This is a genomic window from Bradyrhizobium nivariense (assembly GCF_029846695.2).
Lineage (GTDB): Bacteria > Pseudomonadota > Alphaproteobacteria > Rhizobiales > Xanthobacteraceae > Bradyrhizobium.
Genome location: NZ_JARWCR020000019.1, coordinates 55,342 through 74,167 on the forward strand (window position 1 = coordinate 55,342; position 18,826 = coordinate 74,167).

At 58.9% G+C, this 18,826-nt stretch carries 20 protein-coding genes; 19 read left to right on the plus strand and 1 reads right to left on the minus strand.

Translation table 11 applies throughout. From position 1 onward, the window contains the following. Positions 1-80: 80 nt before the first annotated feature. The 7 genes from QCM77_RS17825 to QCM77_RS17855 all read left to right on the plus strand — a co-directional run bounded on the left by QCM77_RS17825 (position 81) and on the right by QCM77_RS17855 (position 7,302). The gene (locus QCM77_RS17825) at positions 81-1,034 is read left to right on the plus strand and encodes an alpha/beta fold hydrolase (protein WP_279684388.1); all 954 of its coding nucleotides are present in this window, start codon (positions 81-83) and stop codon (positions 1,032-1,034) included. A gap of 198 nt (positions 1,035-1,232) precedes the next feature. Continuing rightward, positions 1,233-2,117, plus strand: a complete 885-nt coding sequence (locus QCM77_RS17830; RefSeq protein ID WP_279684389.1) for a fumarylacetoacetate hydrolase family protein — start codon at positions 1,233-1,235, stop codon at positions 2,115-2,117. A 106-nt stretch (positions 2,118-2,223) separates the two neighbouring features. Further along, positions 2,224-3,021 carry a GntR family transcriptional regulator gene (locus tag QCM77_RS17835; RefSeq protein ID WP_279684390.1) on the plus strand — a complete coding sequence of 266 codons (798 nt, stop codon included), beginning with the start codon at positions 2,224-2,226 and terminating at the stop codon, positions 3,019-3,021. Positions 3,022-3,102: 81 nt separating this feature from the next. Next, positions 3,103-4,071 carry a VOC family protein gene (locus QCM77_RS17840; protein ID WP_279684391.1) on the plus strand — a complete coding sequence of 323 codons (969 nt, stop codon included), beginning with the start codon at positions 3,103-3,105 and terminating at the stop codon, positions 4,069-4,071. A gap of 435 nt (positions 4,072-4,506) precedes the next feature. Continuing rightward, a complete protein-coding gene (locus tag QCM77_RS17845) occupies positions 4,507-5,121 on the plus strand; it encodes an NAD(P)-dependent oxidoreductase (protein ID WP_279684392.1) in 615 nt (204 codons plus the stop codon). 102 nt (positions 5,122-5,223) lie between these two features. Further along, positions 5,224-6,429 (plus strand): ABC transporter substrate-binding protein, encoded by a 1,206-nt coding sequence (locus QCM77_RS17850; RefSeq protein ID WP_279684393.1) that lies wholly within the window; start codon positions 5,224-5,226, stop codon positions 6,427-6,429. A gap of 15 nt (positions 6,430-6,444) precedes the next feature. Then, positions 6,445-7,302, plus strand: coding sequence for an SDR family oxidoreductase (locus tag QCM77_RS17855; RefSeq protein ID WP_279684394.1), 858 nt, complete (start codon positions 6,445-6,447; stop codon positions 7,300-7,302). Between the two features lie 17 nt (positions 7,303-7,319). On the opposite strand, the gene QCM77_RS17860 is transcribed toward QCM77_RS17855, so the two are convergent. Next, positions 7,320-8,033: a TetR/AcrR family transcriptional regulator gene (locus tag QCM77_RS17860; protein WP_279684395.1), complete on the minus strand. Its 714-nt coding sequence runs from the start codon at positions 8,031-8,033 to the stop codon at positions 7,320-7,322. A 217-nt stretch (positions 8,034-8,250) separates the two neighbouring features. Here QCM77_RS17860 and QCM77_RS17865 point away from each other — a divergent pair, with 217 nt between their 5' ends. From QCM77_RS17865 to QCM77_RS17920, 12 genes are all read left to right on the plus strand, one after another. Continuing rightward, a complete protein-coding gene (locus tag QCM77_RS17865; RefSeq protein ID WP_279684396.1) occupies positions 8,251-8,670 on the plus strand; it encodes an SgcJ/EcaC family oxidoreductase in 420 nt (139 codons plus the stop codon). Between the two features lie 195 nt (positions 8,671-8,865). Then, positions 8,866-10,347, plus strand: a complete 1,482-nt coding sequence (gene mmsA / locus QCM77_RS17870) for a CoA-acylating methylmalonate-semialdehyde dehydrogenase (protein WP_279684397.1) — start codon at positions 8,866-8,868, stop codon at positions 10,345-10,347. Between the two features lie 17 nt (positions 10,348-10,364). Beyond that, positions 10,365-11,228 carry a fumarylacetoacetate hydrolase family protein gene (locus QCM77_RS17875; protein ID WP_279684398.1) on the plus strand — a complete coding sequence of 288 codons (864 nt, stop codon included), beginning with the start codon at positions 10,365-10,367 and terminating at the stop codon, positions 11,226-11,228. A gap of 21 nt (positions 11,229-11,249) precedes the next feature. After that, positions 11,250-11,798 carry a nuclear transport factor 2 family protein gene (locus QCM77_RS17880; protein WP_279684399.1) on the plus strand — a complete coding sequence of 183 codons (549 nt, stop codon included), beginning with the start codon at positions 11,250-11,252 and terminating at the stop codon, positions 11,796-11,798. Between the two features lie 83 nt (positions 11,799-11,881). Continuing rightward, entirely contained in the window at positions 11,882-12,502 is a 621-nt protein-coding gene (locus tag QCM77_RS17885) for a malonic semialdehyde reductase (RefSeq protein WP_279684400.1), read from the plus strand. A gap of 47 nt (positions 12,503-12,549) precedes the next feature. Then, positions 12,550-12,966 carry a nuclear transport factor 2 family protein gene (locus tag QCM77_RS17890; RefSeq protein WP_279684401.1) on the plus strand — a complete coding sequence of 139 codons (417 nt, stop codon included), beginning with the start codon at positions 12,550-12,552 and terminating at the stop codon, positions 12,964-12,966. Between the two features lie 15 nt (positions 12,967-12,981). Then, positions 12,982-13,224, plus strand: coding sequence for a nuclear transport factor 2 family protein (locus tag QCM77_RS17895; protein ID WP_279684402.1), 243 nt, complete (start codon positions 12,982-12,984; stop codon positions 13,222-13,224). Between the two features lie 220 nt (positions 13,225-13,444). Beyond that, a complete protein-coding gene (locus tag QCM77_RS17900) occupies positions 13,445-13,645 on the plus strand; it encodes a dienelactone hydrolase family protein (protein ID WP_279684403.1) in 201 nt (66 codons plus the stop codon). A gap of 783 nt (positions 13,646-14,428) precedes the next feature. Further along, positions 14,429-14,911 (plus strand): FAD-dependent monooxygenase, encoded by a 483-nt coding sequence (locus QCM77_RS17905; RefSeq protein WP_279684404.1) that lies wholly within the window; start codon positions 14,429-14,431, stop codon positions 14,909-14,911. Positions 14,912-15,012: 101 nt separating this feature from the next. Next, complete coding sequence (locus QCM77_RS17910) at positions 15,013-16,200, plus strand: helix-turn-helix domain-containing protein (protein WP_279684405.1); 1,188 nt, start codon at positions 15,013-15,015, stop codon at positions 16,198-16,200. A 702-nt stretch (positions 16,201-16,902) separates the two neighbouring features. Next, entirely contained in the window at positions 16,903-17,883 is a 981-nt protein-coding gene (locus QCM77_RS17915; RefSeq protein ID WP_279684406.1) for a SphA family protein, read from the plus strand. A gap of 256 nt (positions 17,884-18,139) precedes the next feature. Further along, positions 18,140-18,619 carry an FAD-dependent monooxygenase gene (locus QCM77_RS17920; protein ID WP_462804331.1) on the plus strand — a complete coding sequence of 160 codons (480 nt, stop codon included), beginning with the start codon at positions 18,140-18,142 and terminating at the stop codon, positions 18,617-18,619. Positions 18,620-18,826 lie beyond the last annotated feature (207 nt).

Below are 18,826 nucleotides of genomic sequence, written 5' to 3' on the forward strand. Positions count from 1 at the left end.
ACGATAATCGATTTATGTCGAATGGGGCGATGGCGAGTCTCACTAGCTTTCTCTACCGAGACGAGCCTGCCTGATATCGCGTGCGGCCCATCGCCGAAGGTGCGACGCGCCTTTCTGATGAGTTTCGCTCACAACAAATGTCAGGGACGATTATGACGGCGGAAAAGAAATACGAGAGTATTTGGACTCATCTTGCTGATGCATCTTTCCATCAGGGATATGTGGATGCCGGCGGCATAAAAACTCGGTACATCAACGGCGGCCCGAAAGGCGCTCCCAAGCTCATCATGTTGCACGGATTGGGAGGAAGCTGGGAAAATTCCTTCGCCAATTTTCCGGTGCACGCGGAGCATTTCGATACTTACGCCTTCGATCTTCTCGGGCACGGCTATACGGATAAGCCGAACAGGATCATTACAACGGCGGAATACGTCAACCATGTGAGAAATTGCATGGACGCCCTCAAGATCGAAAAGGCGTCCTTCCTCGGCATTTCCCTCGGCTCCTGGATCGCAACGAAGCTGGCGGCGGCCAATCCTGAGCGCGTAGAGAAGGTGACGATGGTCTCAGCTTGGGGACGGGCATCAGCTGCGCCCGACATGTCGAGTCCTTTCTTCATTGAAGGCAACAAGATCCGAATGGCCGCGGCCGAAAATCCCACATGGCCGTTGATGGAAAAGATCTTCGCCGGTTTGATTGGCGATCCCGAGCAGCGGATGCCGGATCTGTTGGGCATTCGCCTCAAGATCTATGGTCAGCCTGGAATGCGTCAGGCCATGGAAAACATTTTCAAAGGCCTCGATCATTCCTGGACCAATGGCGTCGTGACCGATGAGGAAGCACGCAGCGTCAAGAGTTCCTATCTGATCATTGCTGCGGTTGATCGCAAGGATAGCTTCCTCGCGTGTTCTTATGAATACGCCAAGCTCATTCCCAACGCCCGGGTTGTCGAATTGCGAGGCGCTACGCATTGGGCGCAATGGGAGGCTCTCGATGAGTTCAATCGGGTTAACCTCGAGTTCCTACGCTCGTAAACGCCCGCGAAACTTCGTCGGGTGCTGCGAAGGGGTCGCTGCAATGGACAGCGGCGTCCTGCGTGAGAACGATGCCCATTCGAAAGCGCCTGCTCGTTCCATCGAGCCGGCGCTTCGCAGGGCAATTGCGGAAGGCTGACGCAAAGTCCGGATCTAGCTTGCTCAGGGAGTTTGAAAACGTGATTGTAGGGGAACGACATGCGTCTGGTTAAATTCGAATACAAGGGAAAGAGCGAAGTCGGCGTTCGGATTGATCAGCGGATTGTGCTTCTGGACAGCGCGCAGGCGTCTACCATCGCCGAGGTTTTCGCCATGCCGGATTTTCGCTCGGCATTGACGGATTGGCTTGGCTCAGTTGCTTCTTTGCAAACGATCCCCGTGTCAGATGTGAAGCTATTGCCACCGGTAGAGGCGACGAATAGGATTTTTTGCGTAGGCCTCAACTATTTGGAACACGTCAGAGAAACGTCCGGGGCAGAGCGAGCTCCTGCGGTGCAGAAGCCGGCAGCGCCGACAATATTTCTTCGGTTGCTTTCCTCGTTCGTCGGTGACTCCGCACCCATTCTTCGTCCCGTTGTTTCAGAGAAATTCGACTGGGAAGGAGAGTTGACTGCAGTTATCGGCCGGAGTGGCTTCAGAATCACCGAGGAGAACGCGCTCGATCATGTGGCTGGATATACGATCGCCAACGACGGCTCCATGCGAGATTGGCAGCTTGCTTCTACGCAATGGACCCTCGGAAAGAACTTCGAGAAGTCGGGCAGTATCGGCCCGGAAATTGTGACAGCTGACGAACTGCCGCCTGGCGCTCGTGGCTTGGCGATCTCTACGCGCGTCAATGGCGAAACGGTCCAGGACGACAACACGGACAACATGATGTTCGATTTGCCGTTCCTTGTGTCCCATATCAGCCAGGCAGTTCGACTTGAGGTTGGCGACCTTATCTTGACCGGCACGCCATCCGGCGTAGGCGTAGGCCGCAAGCCACCGCGTTTCCTTTCTGCCGGAGACGTATGTGAAGTCGAGGTTGGTCGCGTCGGTATCCTGAGAAATCCTGTTCAAGACGAGCCGTCCGCGAAGTGAGTAGTCGGAAGCCGGATGTGGGGGATGACGCAAACCGAGAGCGATGCCAATCATAAGCCGCGAAATTCAAAGCCTGGCCTTGCTGTAAGCGTCGTCACCGAAGCAGGTGGATATTCTTCTTGATCTTAATGACCCAAAGGCAGAAACTTGCGGGAAATCGATTTTCGGCGCACTAGTCGATTTGCAATGTATCAATTTGGTCTGGAAGATCATGGCTGCAGCAGAAACGTCCAAAACTCTTATTGAAAGCGTTTACGGCAACATGCGTTACGCCATAATGACAGGCGGGCTCCTTCCTGGGCAGCGCCTGAAGATCTCTCAGCTCTGCGAGGAGTATGGTGTAAGTCTGAGCATCGTCCGAGAGGCGCTAACTCGGCTCGCTGCTGAAAAGCTGGTGCGGTCGCAACCGCAGCATGGATTTACGATCACGGCACTTTCTCCGAATGAGCTTAAGGATCTGACGTTCGTTCGTATACAGATCGAGTCTATTGCGCTCAGACGTACGCTCGAGCTTGGCAATCTCGACTGGGAGTCTCGCCTCATTGCGGCACATCATCGCCTGACCAATACGCCGGTTGCACCCAAGCCAAACCTAGTTAATCCGGACTTCGTGGACGCGCACAGGCTCTTTCATGCGACCCTGGTGGATGGCTGCGATAGCCCGATGCTTATCGACATCTGCCGCTCGATGTACGATGCGTCCGAGATGTATCGGAGGCTCTCTTACGTGGTGACGAACGGAAAGAGCGGAAGGGTTGGGGAACACCGGGCGATCATGGATGCAGCTTTGTCGCGCAATGCAGATCGAACGATTTCTCTTCTCGCCAAGCACTATCAGGGGACGACCGATCGAATAGTCAAGTCCGGCGTCCTGGAAGCGAAGAACATTGGAGACGCGGCTTGACGGCGGTTCGGCGTTGCATCAACCAAAGACACGTGCGGCATCTGGAAAATGCGCCAGCGGCCAACGGGCCCGGACAGATCCGTGCTGACGGAAGTGTTAGATGCACCAGGTTCGTTGTTTAGAAGAGCAGTTAGAGTCTCTGCCAGGAAATCGAAAAGGGAGGCGATATTGTTGTCGGTAAGACGTCTCAGTCATGTTGTGTTGGAAACGCCCGACGTTCAGAGGGAAGTCGAACACTACGAGCGCGTCATAGGATTGATTGAGTTGGGCCGAGATGGTTCGACCGTTCACCTCGGAATGCCGTTGGGCGCGTTGGCTATCACCATCCAGAAGGGACCTCATGCGCGGCCCCGACGCGTCGTTTGCAAGATCGACTCGGATACGGACCTTTCAAGTGCTGCCCGCACCCTCAGGGATCACGGAGTATCCTCTGAAGTAAAGAACAGTCCTTATCCCGGGATAGCTTCTACCCTGAGTTTCCAAGGTCCCGACGATCTTGTGGTCGACCTCTTCAGTTCGGCAGAGAGCCAGCAGCGGAGATCAGGTAGCGAAAATCCCATAAAGCTCGGGCATGCGGCGTTCTGCACCCAGAGTCTCAATGCGACGGTTTCGTTCTACAAGAAGGTTCTAGGCTTTCGGTTTTCCGATTCGATCGAGGATTTATTCGTTTGGCTCAGATGCAATTCTGACCACCACACGCTGAACTTTCTGTCCGGCAAGCGAGCAGGCCTTCACCATTTGGCCTTCGAATTCCTCGACCGGACACGTCTGCTGGACGCTTGTGAGGTCCTTGGATCCCATGACATCGACATCGCCTATGGGCCAGCGCGGGCCGGCCCCGGTCACAATCTCCACGTCTATCATCGCGCGCCAGATGGCTACTTGATCGAGTTCTTTGCTGAACTCGATCAAATGTCCGATGAAGAGTCCGGCTGTTTCGACCCTCGTCCATGGCACCGCGACAAGCCGCAACGGCCTAAGGTCTGGAAGCGCGAGGGAGATCGTCTGGCCATATGGGGCGCTCCCCCGCCGGCGGACTTTCTCGAATAGCGCGAGCGTAAGCGACAGAAGACGTCGCCATCCAACCGGATGGCGAGGGAATCTTGGGTAGCATTCGGTGATCCGAGTGGCTCGGATCTCGGCCTTCGTGTCCCTCAAACCATTAACGTGCCGCCGTTAATGTGCAGCGTAGTGCCAGTGATGAATGAAGCTTTCTTCGATGTAAGAATGCAACACCCGGCGGCAACCTCCCACGGCGCCAATGTGAGGTATCTAGTACCGCAGCGTGCCTTCACCCGGCGAGCGGTAGCCCGGCCAATTTGAATATAGAATCATAATTGACATATCGTTCAATTTGGTTAATTCTCAGATCCGTCATCCACGCTCACTTCGCGATCGACCGCTGTTTCAAGGCGGCTACCAAGCGTCGTCCAAGACCAACGACGAGCTTGCAAAACCGGAGCAGTGCATCGGCGGGAGGAAATGATGAAGGTTTGTCTGATCGGTGCGACGGGCAATGCCGGATCGCGGGTCCTGGCCGAGCTCGCTTGGCGGCGCGGCCATCACGTCACGGCAATCGTACGCCATCCGGAGAACGTGCCGCAGCTCGACGGGGTGATTGCCCAAAAGGGCGATGCCAATCGCGTCGATGATCTCGCCTCGATGCTGCAAGGCCACGACGTCGTGGTCAGCAGCCTCCATTTCCTGGACGGCCAGGCTGACAAGCTGATTGGCGCCGTGCGCCAGGCGCGCGCGCCGCGCTATGTCGTCGTCGGTGGCGCCGGCAGTCTCGACAATGGCAGTGGCGTCAAGCTGATCGACGCCGGCGGCGTCCCTGAACCATACAAGGCCGAGTCGCGCGCCGGATGCGATTTCCTCGATGCGCTGCGACAGACGGCGGACCTCGACTGGACCTTTGTTTCGCCGTCGGCGCAGTTCGTCGCCGGCGAGCGCACAGGCGTCTTCAGACTGGGAGCAGACACCGCGCTGCGCGATGCCAGCGGGCGAAGCTGGATCTCCTACGAGGACTACGCCGTAGCATTGGTCGACGAGATCGAGCAGCCGCGCCATTCCAGGCGCCGATTCACGGTCGGCTACTGATCCGGATCGGTCTCGCGTTCTCGGTGCCAAAGATGCGCCTAATAGCCAAGCCGTCTTCGGGCCGGAAAGGTACTTAAACTCGAAAACAGGGGAGGGAAAGTCATGTGGAAAGCAACAGGTGCGCTGCTGGCCGCCGTCGTTTTGGTGATCTCGACCTGCGCTAGTCAGGCCGAGAAAGCGTACGATCAGGGCGCAAGCGATGCCTCGATCAAGATCGGCAACACGATGCCGTACAGCGGACCGAATTCCGCCTTTGCCGTCGTGGGCCGAACACAAGCCGCTTATTTCAAGATGATCAACGATCAGGGCGGCATAAAGGGCCGCAAGATCGACTACATCTCCTACGACGACAGCTATAGTCCGCCCAAGACGGTGGAGCAGGTCCGCAGACTGGTCGAGAGCGACGAAGTGCTGTTGCTCTACAGTGTCCTGGGGACGCCCACCAATCTGGCGGCGATCAAGTACATCACCGCCAAGAAGGTGCCGCACCTTCTGACCGCGTCCGGGGGGACAATATTCGGCGACTACAAGCAATTCCCATGGTCGATGGGTTTTCAGCCTCACTCGCAGGGCGAGACTTCCGTCTATGGCCGATACCTCGCACAGAATTATCCGAACGCCAGGATTGGCGTTCTCTACTCCGCCGATAGTCTCGGTCGTGACAACATCACGGGATTCAAGAAGGGTCTCGGCGACAAGGTGAGCAATATCGTCGTCGAGCAGACCTACGAAGTGACGGACCCAACCATTGACTCGCAACTGGTGAAGATCCGCACCACAGGCGTCGACGTCTTCGTGAATCTGACGACACCAAAATTCGCGGCGATAGCGATCCGAAAAGCCGCGGAAATGGGCTGGAAGCCGGTGCACATCCTGGTCGGTATTTCGCTTTCGATCGAGAACGTTCTCAAGCCCGCGGGCCTCGAGAACGCAAAGGACATCATCACCTCAAATTACGTCAAGGAGTTCGGCGAACCGGCCTGGGATAGCGATCCCGGCATGAAGCGGTTTATCGCCTTTGTCGACAAATACCTTCCAGGCGAGAACAAGCGCAACTGGAACATCGGATATGGCTACATGTCCGCGCAAACCATGGTGCATATCCTCGAGCAATGCGGTGACGATCTGACCCGCGCCAACGTGATGAAGCAGGCCGAGAATCTCAGGGATTTTGAACTCGACCTGCTGTTGCCCGGCATCAAGGTCAACACCTCGCCAACGGATCATTACCCGATCCAGCAAGTCCAGATGCACAAGTTCGATGGTACTCGCTGGCAGAGTTTTGGGCCCATCCTGGAACTCGACTGAGTAGGACTTGTTCCCATGAATGCTACGCTGGCCGGAAGGACGATCTTCATCAGCGGCGGCTCGCGCGGAATCGGGCTCGCTATCGCGATGCGCGCGGCGCGTGACGGAGCCAATGTCGCCATCGCGGCCAAGACCGCAGAACCGCATCCGTTGTTGCCGGGGACGATCTACACCGCCGCGCGAGAGATCGAGGACGTCGGCGGACACGCGCTGCCGCTGATTTGCGATATCCGCGAGGAAGAGCAGGTCGAGGCGGCCGTGGCTGCAACCGTCAAGCGCTTCGGCGGCATCGATATCTGCCTCAACAACGCCAGCGCCGTGCGGCTGACGGGAATTCTCGACACGCCCGTGAAGCGCTACGATCTGATCAATGGCGTCAATACCCGCGGAACCTTCCTGGTGACGCAAAACTGCCTGCCGCATCTTCTCGTCGCCGAGAACCCGCATATTCTTAGCATTTCGCCGCCGCTCCACATGGAGGAGCGCTGGTTCGCGCCACACGTTGCCTATTCAATTGCCAAGTTCGGTATGAGTCTTGTGACGCTGGGTGTCGCCGGCGAGTTTCGCGGACGTGTCGCCGCCAACGCGCTCTGGCCGCGAACGGCGATCGATACGGCCGCGATGACAGAGTTCAAGGCGCATCTCGACATCGGCCGACTACGCTCACCGGAGATCATGGCCGATGCCGCCCACCTGATCCTTAACTCCGATGCAAAGACCGTGACGGGCAATTTCTTCGTCGACGATGAGGTGCTTGCCGCCCACGGCGTCACTGACCTCAGCCGCTACAACCCACCCGGTGTCGCCGACATCGACATCACGCCCGATCTGTTCGTTCCGAGCCTTCGGGAAATGGCCGGGAGGGGCAGGTGAATGATGGCCGGACGCACTTAAGAAGCGGCGGTGCTTTTGGTCCGCCTGGAGCCACGTACCTTCGGTTCGGGTATCCCGCTTTCGGAAATCAGCTCCCGCGAACGCGCGATCAGGCCCGGCGCGAGCGCGTCGTCCACACCGAGCAGGCGCAAACTGACCCGCGCGAAGCGTTCCTCATGTTCGGCAATATTTCCCGTCTCGGCGAGCGCGGTCAGTTCCGCGATCAGAATCCACGGGTAAACCTTCAGCCAGTAGTCATGGCCGCCGGCCGGCCGCAGGACTCCGGCCTCAACTGCCTGGCGCTCAAACGATACCATGGCTGGCGTAGCGACCTTGTAGAACTCGTCGACGAAGACATATGGGCGGCCGAGCAGCCAGCGGATGGCGGGATCCTGCCACAGCGTACGCATGATCACCCGCGCGCCGACGCAGGGCAGCAATTCGACGCGTTCGGCCTTCTCCAGAATGCTGCCGGTGCGATCAGCGACCCGTTGCAGCGACGCCGCGACGAGCGCTCCGACGATCTCGTCGATCGATTTGAAGTGATTGTAAAACGAGCCATAGGCGACGTCGGCCTGCTCGGTGATGTCGTTGACGGTGGTGCCGTCGATTCCCTTGCGGCGAAAAACCAGCTCGGCCGCGGCAAGGATGGTTTCGCGTGTCCGTTGGCGCCGACGCTGATTACGGTTCGCATTGGTGGGCGTATCGCCCTGGATGATCTTGGTTGCCATCTAAACTCTGAACCGCCGCAACAGGCCGACAGACCCGGTGCGCTTGCGTCGCGGAAGCACGATGAATCCGCTTCTCATTTGACGACCCTAACATCATTGCGCGGGTCGATTCCATTCAATTGTGGACGAGCTGTCATTGGTGACATGTCGTGCTCGACCGAGGCTGGGGCTTCGCGCAAGTGACAGTTGCCCAACCCCAATCAGTGGAGAACGTCTGATGGGCCGGGCAGATATCCCGAACGGCGAGGACAATGTGGTGACGCGATGGGCGAGGGCCTGGAGCACCCAGGATACGCCGTCGTTTATGAATCTTTTCGTCGTGGATGCACGCTATTGCGACGTCGCCCTGGACAAGGTGTTTCGCGGACAACAGGCGATCAGGGCCTTCTTCGAAGGGACGTTCACGACGTTCCCGGACTTCAAAATGGAAATAGTCCGTAGCGCCGTAGCCGCGGACGCTGCGGCCGGCGAATGGATCATGTCCGGTACTTTTCTGGGGCAGTCGTTTGGCGAGCCTCCGACTGGAAAGTCGTTTCGGGTCGAGGGCTGCTGCTTCATGAAGCTGCTCGACGGGCGGATCGTCGAACACAGGGATTATTGGAATCCGGCGACGTTTGACCAGCAAGTCAAGATCTAGTCCCGGGACGAAGCCTCGCTGGGACGACGCGGTTGAAGGATGCGCACTCGAGATGGTTCCCCGATCAACTCAATTGTACGATATGTCAGCATTGACAGTATGTACAAAATGGAGTTTGATCGGGAGTGTAAAGAGCGCGCAAGGCTAGGCGGCAAGGGCGCGCCATCGCGCAACAGCGCAGTCGGGAGGAGTGGAATGAAGCACGTCGGCCATTTCATTGCCGGTGAACTTATCCCGGCAGACAGCGGCTCGCAGATCGTCAATCCGTCGAATGGAAAGCTCACCGCCATTGCGGCAGTTGCGACGTCGGCCGATGTCGATCGCGCCGTCGCCGCCGCCTGTGCCGCTTTTCCGACGTGGTCTTCGCAGGGGCTGCAGAATCGCGCGGGCCTGATGCTCGATCTGCGCGCCGCACTCAGGACTGCGCGCGCTGAGCTGGTCGACATCATCGTCGCCGAACTCGGCAAGACGCTGGCGGATGCCGGCGCCGAGGTCGATCGTGCCATCGAGGTGCTGGGCCAGTTGGCCTCGATCGGAAGCTGGTACGGCGGCGCGTTCAGTCCGGGTGTATCCCGCGGCGTGGATGCGACGGAGGTTCGTTTTCCCATCGGCGTGGTCGCGGCGATCAGTCCGTTTAATTTCCCGGTGCTGATCCCCGTGGTGCAGAGCGCCATGGCGATTGCCTGCGGCAACACCGTCGTCCTCAAGCCGAGCGACCGCGATCCCTCGGCCACGCTTCGGCTCGCCGAGATATTCTCGAGCGCAGGTCTTCCGCGCGGCGTTCTCAATGTGGTGCTCGGCGGCAAGGCAATCGTGGATCGTCTGATCGAGCATCCCGACGTCGCAGGCATCAGCTTTGTCGGATCGACGCCGGTCGCAAAGCAAATCCGGATCGCAGGTGTCGCTCGCAACAAGCGGGTGCAGGCATTTGGCGGCGGCAAGAACCACATGGTCGTGCTGCCGGATGCGGATTTGGACCTTGCCGCGGATGCGGCTGTTTCCGCCGCCTATGGCGCGGCAGGACAGCGTTGCATGGCGGTGTCGGTGGTGGTCGCTGTCGGACAGAGTGCCGACCCGCTCGTTCACAGGATTAAAAACCGGATCGCAAAATTGCACATGGGCGATCCTGCTCAAACCGGTACCGACGTCGGCCCGCTGATCACGGCGGAAAGCCGCGATCGGATTGCTTCCTACCTCGCCAACGCCGCCTCCGAAGGCGCGTCGGTCGTAGCCGACGGCCGCGACGTCGATGCCAAGGGCGACGGCTGGTTTCTCGGCCCGAGCCTTGTGGACCATGTACGCCCCGGCATGGCGGTGCATTCCGATGAGATTTTCGGCCCGGTTCTATCGGTGGTTCGTGCTGCCAGCTACGAGGACGCCGTCGCGATCATCGCGGGCCACCCGCTCGGCAATGGGGCGGCCATCTTCACCAACAATGGCGCGCTCGCCCGCCGTTTTGTCGACGAGGTCGAGGCCGGTCAGATCGGCGTCAATGTGCCGATACCATTCCCGGTGTTCTTTCATAACTTCGCCGGCTGGAAGGACAGCGCCTTCACCGAAACGAAACTGTTCGGTCCGGGCGCGATGGCCTTTCACACGCGAACCAAGACCGTCTCGGCGCGCTGGCCCGACGCCAATTCCACCAAGGTCGATCTCGCCTTTCAGACATCGAACTAGTTTTCGGAGTACGACGCATGCGTTTTGTTGGCTACGTCAAAACCGGCGGGCGCGATCCGCAAGACCGCATGATGGGGGTCGTGATCGACGACAAGGTCGCGCCGCTGGCGTCAATGGATGCGTTCTATGAAGATCTATCCGGCTGGAGGCAGCGGGCCTCGCGGCTGAGCGAGGGCGAAATTCCGCTCGCCGACCTGACGCTCGCGCCGCCGGTGCCGCGCGACGCGAAGATTGTTTGCGCGGCCATCAACTACGTCAAGCACGGTGCCGAAACGAAACTTCCGACGCCAACCTTCCCAAACCTGTTCGCGCGGTGGACATCCGAGCTTGTCGTCGATGGAGCGCAGATACCGGTCCCGGTCGCCGAACCGGACGGTCTCGACTGGGAAGTCGAACTGGCCGCCATCGTGGGCGCCACGACCATCGATGCCGACGAAAAGGCGGCTGCAGAGAACGTATTCGGATACACGGTCGCCAACGATGTCAGCGGTCGCGCTGCGCAACTCCAGTCCGTGACGTTGAGCACCGGGCAATGGGCGCTCGGAAAGAATGTCGACAAGAGCTGCCCCATCGGCTCCTTCATCGTGACGGCGGATGCCATTTCCGCATCGAATCTCAAGCTGGAGACCATCGTCGATGGGGAGGTCATGCAGCATGGCACCACGGCAGACATGGTGTTCAGCGTTCCACAGCTCATCGCCTTCACGTCCCGTCACGTGACGCTGCGGCCGGGCGACGTCATCCTGACGGGTACGCCCGATGGTGTCGGGATCGGCCGCAATCCGCGGATCTATATGAAGCCGGGCGCCTCGCTCACCACTTGGGTCGAGGGAATCGGCAGCATCACCAACAAGATCGTCGACAGCACGCATCGCAAGTGAAGAACAGCAGGGAGCAACAAGATGGCAGGCGTTGAACGAACCGTCGAAGGGCCGATCGTGGTGGACACAACGGCTCCGGATAGTGCACTGACGCGCGAGCAGGTTATTGCCCGCAATCTGAAAGTGGTCGATGCGCATTTCCATAACGAGACGCCCGAGCATGTCGACAAGGCAATTGCTCTTTACGGCGACACGATCAGCTGGGAGGCGCCCACACGCGGCATCGTGATGAACGACAAGAGCGAGATCCTCGAAGCCTATCGCGCGATCTTCCGCACGGTCGCCTATCGTCGCGTGGTGCCGTTGCGCCGGTTCGCCACCGAGCAGTTCGTGTTCGACGATCAGATTGGCCACGTCACGGTGGTGGGCAACGAAATGCCCAATATTCCCTATCCTGTCGGGGCCGAGCTTGCCGTGCGCCTGACCCATCTTTTTGAGATGAAGGACGGGAAAATCGTTCGCGAGATCGCTTACGAGATGTGGCGTGAGGAGGGGGCACCAAATGCCGTCGACTTTATACCACCGGGCGCTCCGGAGATCGTCTTCCCGCCTGCCGGCGCGGCTGCCTGAGGAGGAAGTCGGCCGCTCCGTCTACGGAGAACGCCGACGATATTCTTTGCAACACGTAGTGTCAGAGACAATGAGAACTCGCGATGCAACCCCTGGATACGCTGCCGAGCGTGGCTCGGCGTATCGACGACAGTAGTCTTCGCCAGCTATTCCTGGATGCGCGCACGCATAATGGCTGGCTCGACAAGCCTGTGCCCGACAGCATGCTCCGCGAGCTGTACGATGTCGTCAAGTTCGGCCCGACGAGCATGAACACGCAACCGATGCGGTTGCTCTTTCTCCGTACGGCGGCCGCGAAGGAACGTCTCAGGCCCTACCTTGCGCCTGCAAACGCCGACAAGATGATGGCCGCTCCGGTCACGGCCATCGTTGGCTACGATCTCGCTTTCCCTGAGCATTTTCCCACGCTGTTTCCGCATCGCCCGAATGCGAAAGCCATGTTCGAGGGCAAGACGCCGCTGATCGAAGCGACGGCCCTTCGCAACGGTAGCCTCCAGGGCGCCTATCTCATCATCGCGGCGCGTGCGTTCGGACTGGATTGCGGGCCAATGTCGGGTTTCGACAATGCTGGCGTCGACGCAGAGTTTTTCGCAGGCACGCACGTCAAGTCCAATTTTCTGTGCAGCCTTGGCTACGGCGATCATTCGAAGCTCTTCACGCGCTCGCCGCGGCTGGATTTCACCTCTGTCTGCACGCTTCTTTGAGGGCGCGGAGCCGGTTTTCCAACCCAGCCTTGCAAGGGATCATAGACATGACGAGCAGTACGGAGCAGCAGCGAGAGACGGGAACCGCGGCACCGGCGGTCACCGAGTTCGACGCGCTGATGCAGGCTAATATTGTGCGGGTCTTCAACGAGCGCGATCCGGACCGCCGCCGCATGGCGCTGAGCGAACTGTATTCCGACGGCGCTATTCTCTACGATCCCGAGACCGTTGCAACAGGATGGGGCGCGATCTCGCAAGCCGTTGAGGATTTGCTCCAGCGGTTGCCGGCCGACTTCGTGTTCACCGCGGCCGGGCACGCTGTGGGCCACAACGGCGCCGCGCGACTGTTCTGGCGCGCAGGTCCACCTGACGGCCCCGTGGCCGCGACGGGGACTGACGTCGCCCATATTGAGAACGGGCGTATCAAGCTGCTCTACGTCTTCGTTGATCCAGGCGCCCACTAGGCATGGAACACTCCGATGGAACAAGCGATCGCAAACATGGAACGTCGCCGGTACGAGGCGATGAAGCAGGCGGACATCGCCGTATTGCGCGAAGTTCTGGACGACGCGCTGATCTACGCGCACTCAAACGCAGCAGTGGATGACAAGCAATCCTACCTGGCGAAAGTGCAGGCTGGATACTTTCGCTATGAGTCCATCTCGATCGAAGAACAGAGCACGTTGGTGCTCTCGGCGTGGCGCTTCTTCGCGGTCGCATGAGGATGCGTGGATTGCTCAACGGTTCGCCACTGACCCTGGATAACCGCTTCCTGGCCGTGGTTCGCAACTCGGGGGGACATTGGCGTCTGCTGAGCTATCAGCCGACGCCGGTAAAGTGAAGGGACACGCCATGACCGAGTTCTCGATCTCGACGCCGCACCATCGGCTCAAGGGTTACCTCGCAACGCCGCAAGGGGCTAGGCGCTAGCCCGGCGGCATCGTGCTCCATGACATCTTCGGCCTGACCGACGTGACGCGCGGTCATGCCGATTGGCTGGCGCGCGAAGGGTATCTCGCGGTGGCGCCGGACCTGTTCTTCCCCGATGTATCTTTCTTATTCTTAGCACCGGTGCAGCTGTTGCCACTCATGGCTTCCAGGACAAGACTTGACAGGCATTTACATGTGAATATCATGTCATAAATGACAACACGTCAGGCACGAAGGCGATCGTGTTCATCGCCTCAGGTGGGGCCGATCAATTCCGCATAGTGCCGCCTACGCCGGACATCGTTGTTGCGGCGTTTGGTCCTGCATTGCTCGCTCTGGAAGTTGCTAACCTTTTTCATGCGATTGGCGCCTCACAGTACTACGACAGAGCTACGTCGCGCCTTTGTGACTCGTGTCTGGAATGCTGGGCGTGGGGTGTTGACGGCGTGCCGTGAGGCGTTGGGCGCGTGTGACGAACAAGAAGTATCGGCCGAAGCCGTAGATGGAGGCTCAATGAGCCTGAGGGGCTATGTTCGATCAGCCAATTTTTGATGCCGATGCGCTCATCGTGGGCGGTAGGCCTGCCGGCCGGCTCGCGGCGCGGACATCCCTCAGCTTCTTTCTGACGCTCCCACTCACAATGGCTGACGTTATCGGCGGGATGTGCCTGTCGGGGCCAAAAACTGAAAATCCAAGCTACCCGCCAGCGTTATGGGGTTCGCTCCGCACCGGTACGCGAGGCCGTCGATGGAACTGCCGAAGAGGATTTCACTGCAAGTCCGCCAGCCCTGCTATTCGGTCGCGCCAACGAGCGAGGAGAATTCGTCGGAGGACGCGGTCTCTCTCTGCCGGGCGAGCATTTTTCGCGTAGTCGTAAATCTATCGAGAGATCAACTCGGGGCCCATCTGGGCCTCCATCTTTTGGGCATACGCTCCGCTAGGAACGGTCCGCATAAGACGAAAAGAAATACTAAGAAAACCTCGGGAGGAAGTCCGGTGAGAATTGCAGAAAAGACATTTGTGTTGATCGTTGGCCGCGAACCAACGTGTCTGACTGCGGCCATCGATCTGTCCCAGCGTGGCGTACCCGGCATTCTGGTCACGGAAAATCGCGTCACGACGCGGCAACCGCGGTGCAATTGTGTCAACGTTCGGATCATGGAGTCCTTCCGCCGCCTCGTACTGTCTGAGGAAATTCGGGCAAGTGCTCCGCCTGCTGAGATACGACCGCGCGTTGCCTTCGCCACTCGCATCGGCGGTTATGAGCTTGGCAGTATCGATCTTCTAAGGGCTCGTTCCGAAGCTCCCGGCCCGGAGCCAAGTCTGAATATACCGCAATTGTTTGCTAGAACCGCTCCTTTCCCGCGTGCGGAGCGGCGCAGTTCCGTCGATGCGCGCTCCGGTTGCCGTCTTGAAGCCGAGCAGAGTGGTGCGGTCGCTATCAGCTTCCGTGTGACGTCGCGTTCGAACAAGGCGTGAGATATGTTGATTGCTCTTTCGATCTTCAACGTCCAGTCTTCACATCGACGTTGTGAGTCAGAAGGTTCGTGGGTTTATGCGTTGAGCGGAAGGCGTCGCTCATGCAGATTTCTTATACCCTTATCTCGGCTTCTTCCGACAGAGAAAATGTGATGGATGTAGAAGCCATGCCTGCGCTGGCGGACGCGACATCGTCCCGCGTTTCTGACTTCATATCGGATGAAGTCGGCGAATATGCCAACCGCCTGACCGGCAGAACGTTGCGAATTGAGCAGTTTTCGGCGGGCCGCTTTAGCGGACGCCTGACCTCGCTGCGGCTTGACCATGTCCAGATCATTCGCGAAAGGACGTGCCAGTCGTTGATGAAGCCGGGAATGGCATGGCCAGGTGTGATGATCTTCAGCCTCCCGGTGGCGGCGTCTGGCGATAGTCACTTCAATGGCCATGTGCTGTCGTTTCCGTCTCCGCTGTTCGTGGACGGCGCGGATGTTCCGCCGCTTTTGACGCCCAGATATCTCGACGTCGTGCACCTCGTGGTGGATAGGCAATGGCTCGCCGGATACTTCAAAGGCATTGGGGAATGCAGGCTCGCCGACGATCTCTTTGCGGTGCGGCATCTCGGCTTCAACGTCTCGGCGGAGCGCAATGCCGCGATGCGGCGGGTGATCACCGATCTCTTCGATGCCTGCGGGCGAACGCATGTATTTGACTTCCCTGCGTCGCGGAATGAGCTGCAGAGCTCGCTGCTGAGGTTCATTGCCGAGGCATTGACGTCGGGCCGGAGCACCTCCATGAACTCAGTGACCTCCCAAAAGAAGGTCGCCGATCATGCGCTCGACTTTGCGTTATCGCGCCGGGACACCCCCCCGGGCGTCGATGATCTCTGTCGGCACGTAGGAGTGAGCCGTCGCAATCTGCAAGACTGTTTTCAGAATTCGTTCGGCACTTCGCCGTCGCGGTTCTTGCGTGTCGTACGCCTCAACGCCGTGCGTCGCGAGCTGAAGATGCTAGCCGCAGCCAAGCGGCGGGTCTCGATCGGCGACGTGGCAGCAAGCTGGGGCTTTTGGCATTGGAGCCGCTTTGCAGACAGCTATCGGGAGCTGTTCGGCGAACTTCCGTCACAGACGCTCCAAGTAATCCGTTCATCTCGCCATAGTACTTCGACAACGGGGTTTGATCGGTTGGATAAGAGCTATCAAGAAGGGCCAGTTTTCGGGCGGAACGAGGCTCTCGATGCTACGCGGCATGCTTGGTTGGCGGCGGATCAAGCCCGCTGGCTCGAGGGTTAACGCCCTCTGATGGAGGGACGGCAGGCCGCAGCTGAAGCGCCGCTGCTCATCGGGTTTGGCGGGGTCTGCAGTTGAGGCGTGTGAACATCGATCGAGGCCGGATACTGAGGCTGCTTGGGGGTGAAGCTGGGTCTGGGCCCTTCGGAGGGTTGGCTCAACTATGCTTCATCGGGGGCTTCGACCCGAAAAGTTGAGATAATTTACGCGCAAGTTCAAGCGAGCTCATATACCGCCGCCGTCGCGAGTGTCCGCGGCGAAGAGACTGCCGAGAGATTCGGCTGAGCGAAAACTGCGGTCGATCGGACCAAGGCGCTCTTTGTCTGAGCCCTTGCCGGATGCATGCATTGAACTCGCCGGTGTCCATTCTCCCGAAGGTGGAAAGTATCCGAGTGGTCTCGACAATCTGCCGATGCATTTGAACTATCGGAGTTCTTGGCCGAGGATGTTCGATGCGCGAACGTTGTTTACCGATGGCGTGATAAAAAGAGCACGTCAATATAAAATGCCGTATCATCGGTGGGCACTGCCGAAACTGGATAACGGTGACACGAAACCCCTCCTACTCTTCGCGCGGATTTAACTGAGCTGATCGCAATCGAGTGATGTTTGGCAAAGCCGCGCGGAGCGGCGCGGCTTTTGTCCACCATCGTTCCGACGGCCTCAGCCAACCGACGGGGGGACATGGCGTTGAAGAGAGCATTGATGACGGCGGTGATGTTTGCAGCAGTGGCGGTTGCCACGCCTGCGGTCGCCTACGAGTTTGGGTATATCGGGCAGGCGCAAAAGCCTGGCGTCACGCTAGGAGGCGGCACCGCAGCGGATCCGCCGCCAGGTATTTATTCGTTTAACCAGGTCTTCACATATCAGGCTAGGCTCACAGGGCCGGGAGCGCCAAATGTCGGCGGTGTCGCAGCGCCGGTCCACGCGGCCGTCGAAGCGTCCGGCCTGCTCTGGGTGCCGGGTTGGACCTTCCTCGGCGCAACCTATGACGCCGTCATCGTGCAGCCTTGGTTGATGGGCGACATCGGTGCTCCCGTGAACGTCAACCAGGCTGGCATGCACAACACATTCATCGTGCCGGCCGAATTGAGCTGGAGATTCGGCGACAGCGGCTTCTTCATCAAAGCCGGTCTTGGCATCTATGTGCCGGACGGCACGATCTCCGGCGCCAACGGTCTGGGCAATGTCGGAAATCCCTGGTGGACGTTTCAGCCCAACCTTATCGTCTCTTATCTAAAGGACGGGTGGAATTTCACCGCCAACCTTTCCCAGGAGATGAACACCAGGAGCACCGTCACGAATTACAAGTCCGGCGATATTTTCCACGCGGAGTTCACGGCGACCAAGACTATCGGAAACTGGACGTTCGGGCCGGTCGGGTACTACGCCGGTCAGGTCACCAATGACTCCCCAAGCGCATTCTACGCGGGCGCGATCAATACTAACCGGTACGCGCTTTGGGCCGCCGGCGGACTTGTCGGATACAATTTTGGTCCCGCGGCATTGTTCGTCTGGGCCACTAAGGAGTTCTCGGCGTCTGCCTCCGGCGGAACGGCGGCGGGACCTGGCTTCGATTCCGCTTCGATCGCGAAAGGCTATTCGGTGTTCGCCAATCTGAGCTTCCGCTTGTGGGCGCCGGATGGACCAGATGCAGCTCCGAAACGGCCCTTCATACACAAGTAATCGCGTGGAGAGTGACGGTCTCCTGCCTCTCGCGATGCAGACGCCGCCCCGCCATACCGCTTGTCACGGGATACTTACAAAGCCGGTCTGCGAGGCGGGTTGGAGTTTGAGTCGATGTATGATGTGCGTTGAGTTCTGTCGGGACTGAGTGCGGTGAGGTTGAGCGAGGACATGCTGTGGCGTCTCGGGCGCGTATTGCCAAAGCGAACACTCGGTAGGCCATGTTGGACGGCTCGATAAGCCTAAAGGGGGCGTAATGTTCGATCAGTCAAATCTTGATGCCGAAGTGCTCATCGTGGGCGGTGGGCCAACCAGGCTGCTGTTGGCTCAGCTGTTGGGACGCGACGGTCACCGGGTCATTGTAGTTGAACGTCATCCGAGCCGGCACCTCTTGCCGCGAGCTGTAACGTTCGATGACGAGGTGGCTCGAATCCTTGCAAGCATTGGAATCGACTCGGACAATGATCCATTGATCGAGCGTTACAATGAATTGGCTGAACTCAGGAATTCCAAGAACGAAACACTCGCAGCATTCAATTGGAAGGGGCAGACCTCCGTCGCTTGGCATCGGTTATATTGGTTCCATCAACCTGAGCTCGAAGCTCGCCTTGAGACAATGTTGGATGCACTTCCCTCCGTCTCAATTGACAGAAACGTAGAGTTGCTTGGCTTGGTAGAGGAGCGCGATAGAGTCTCTGTGACCTGTAGGCGCGATTGCGCTTCGACCCGACCCTGATCTTGTCCAACTTGGTCGGGAAATATTTCGGTACCGAGACTTTCGAGTAACCAGTCGCATCCGCGATCCGCTGGATTGACACGGTCTCACAGCGCGATGGTAACGGCGCCGAAGGCATGACGGCCGCAAAGATCCGGAAGATCGCTGGCGGACCGAAATCGGCGATCAGCTTTGGCGCGACACCAAATAATACTAAGGCAAAGATGG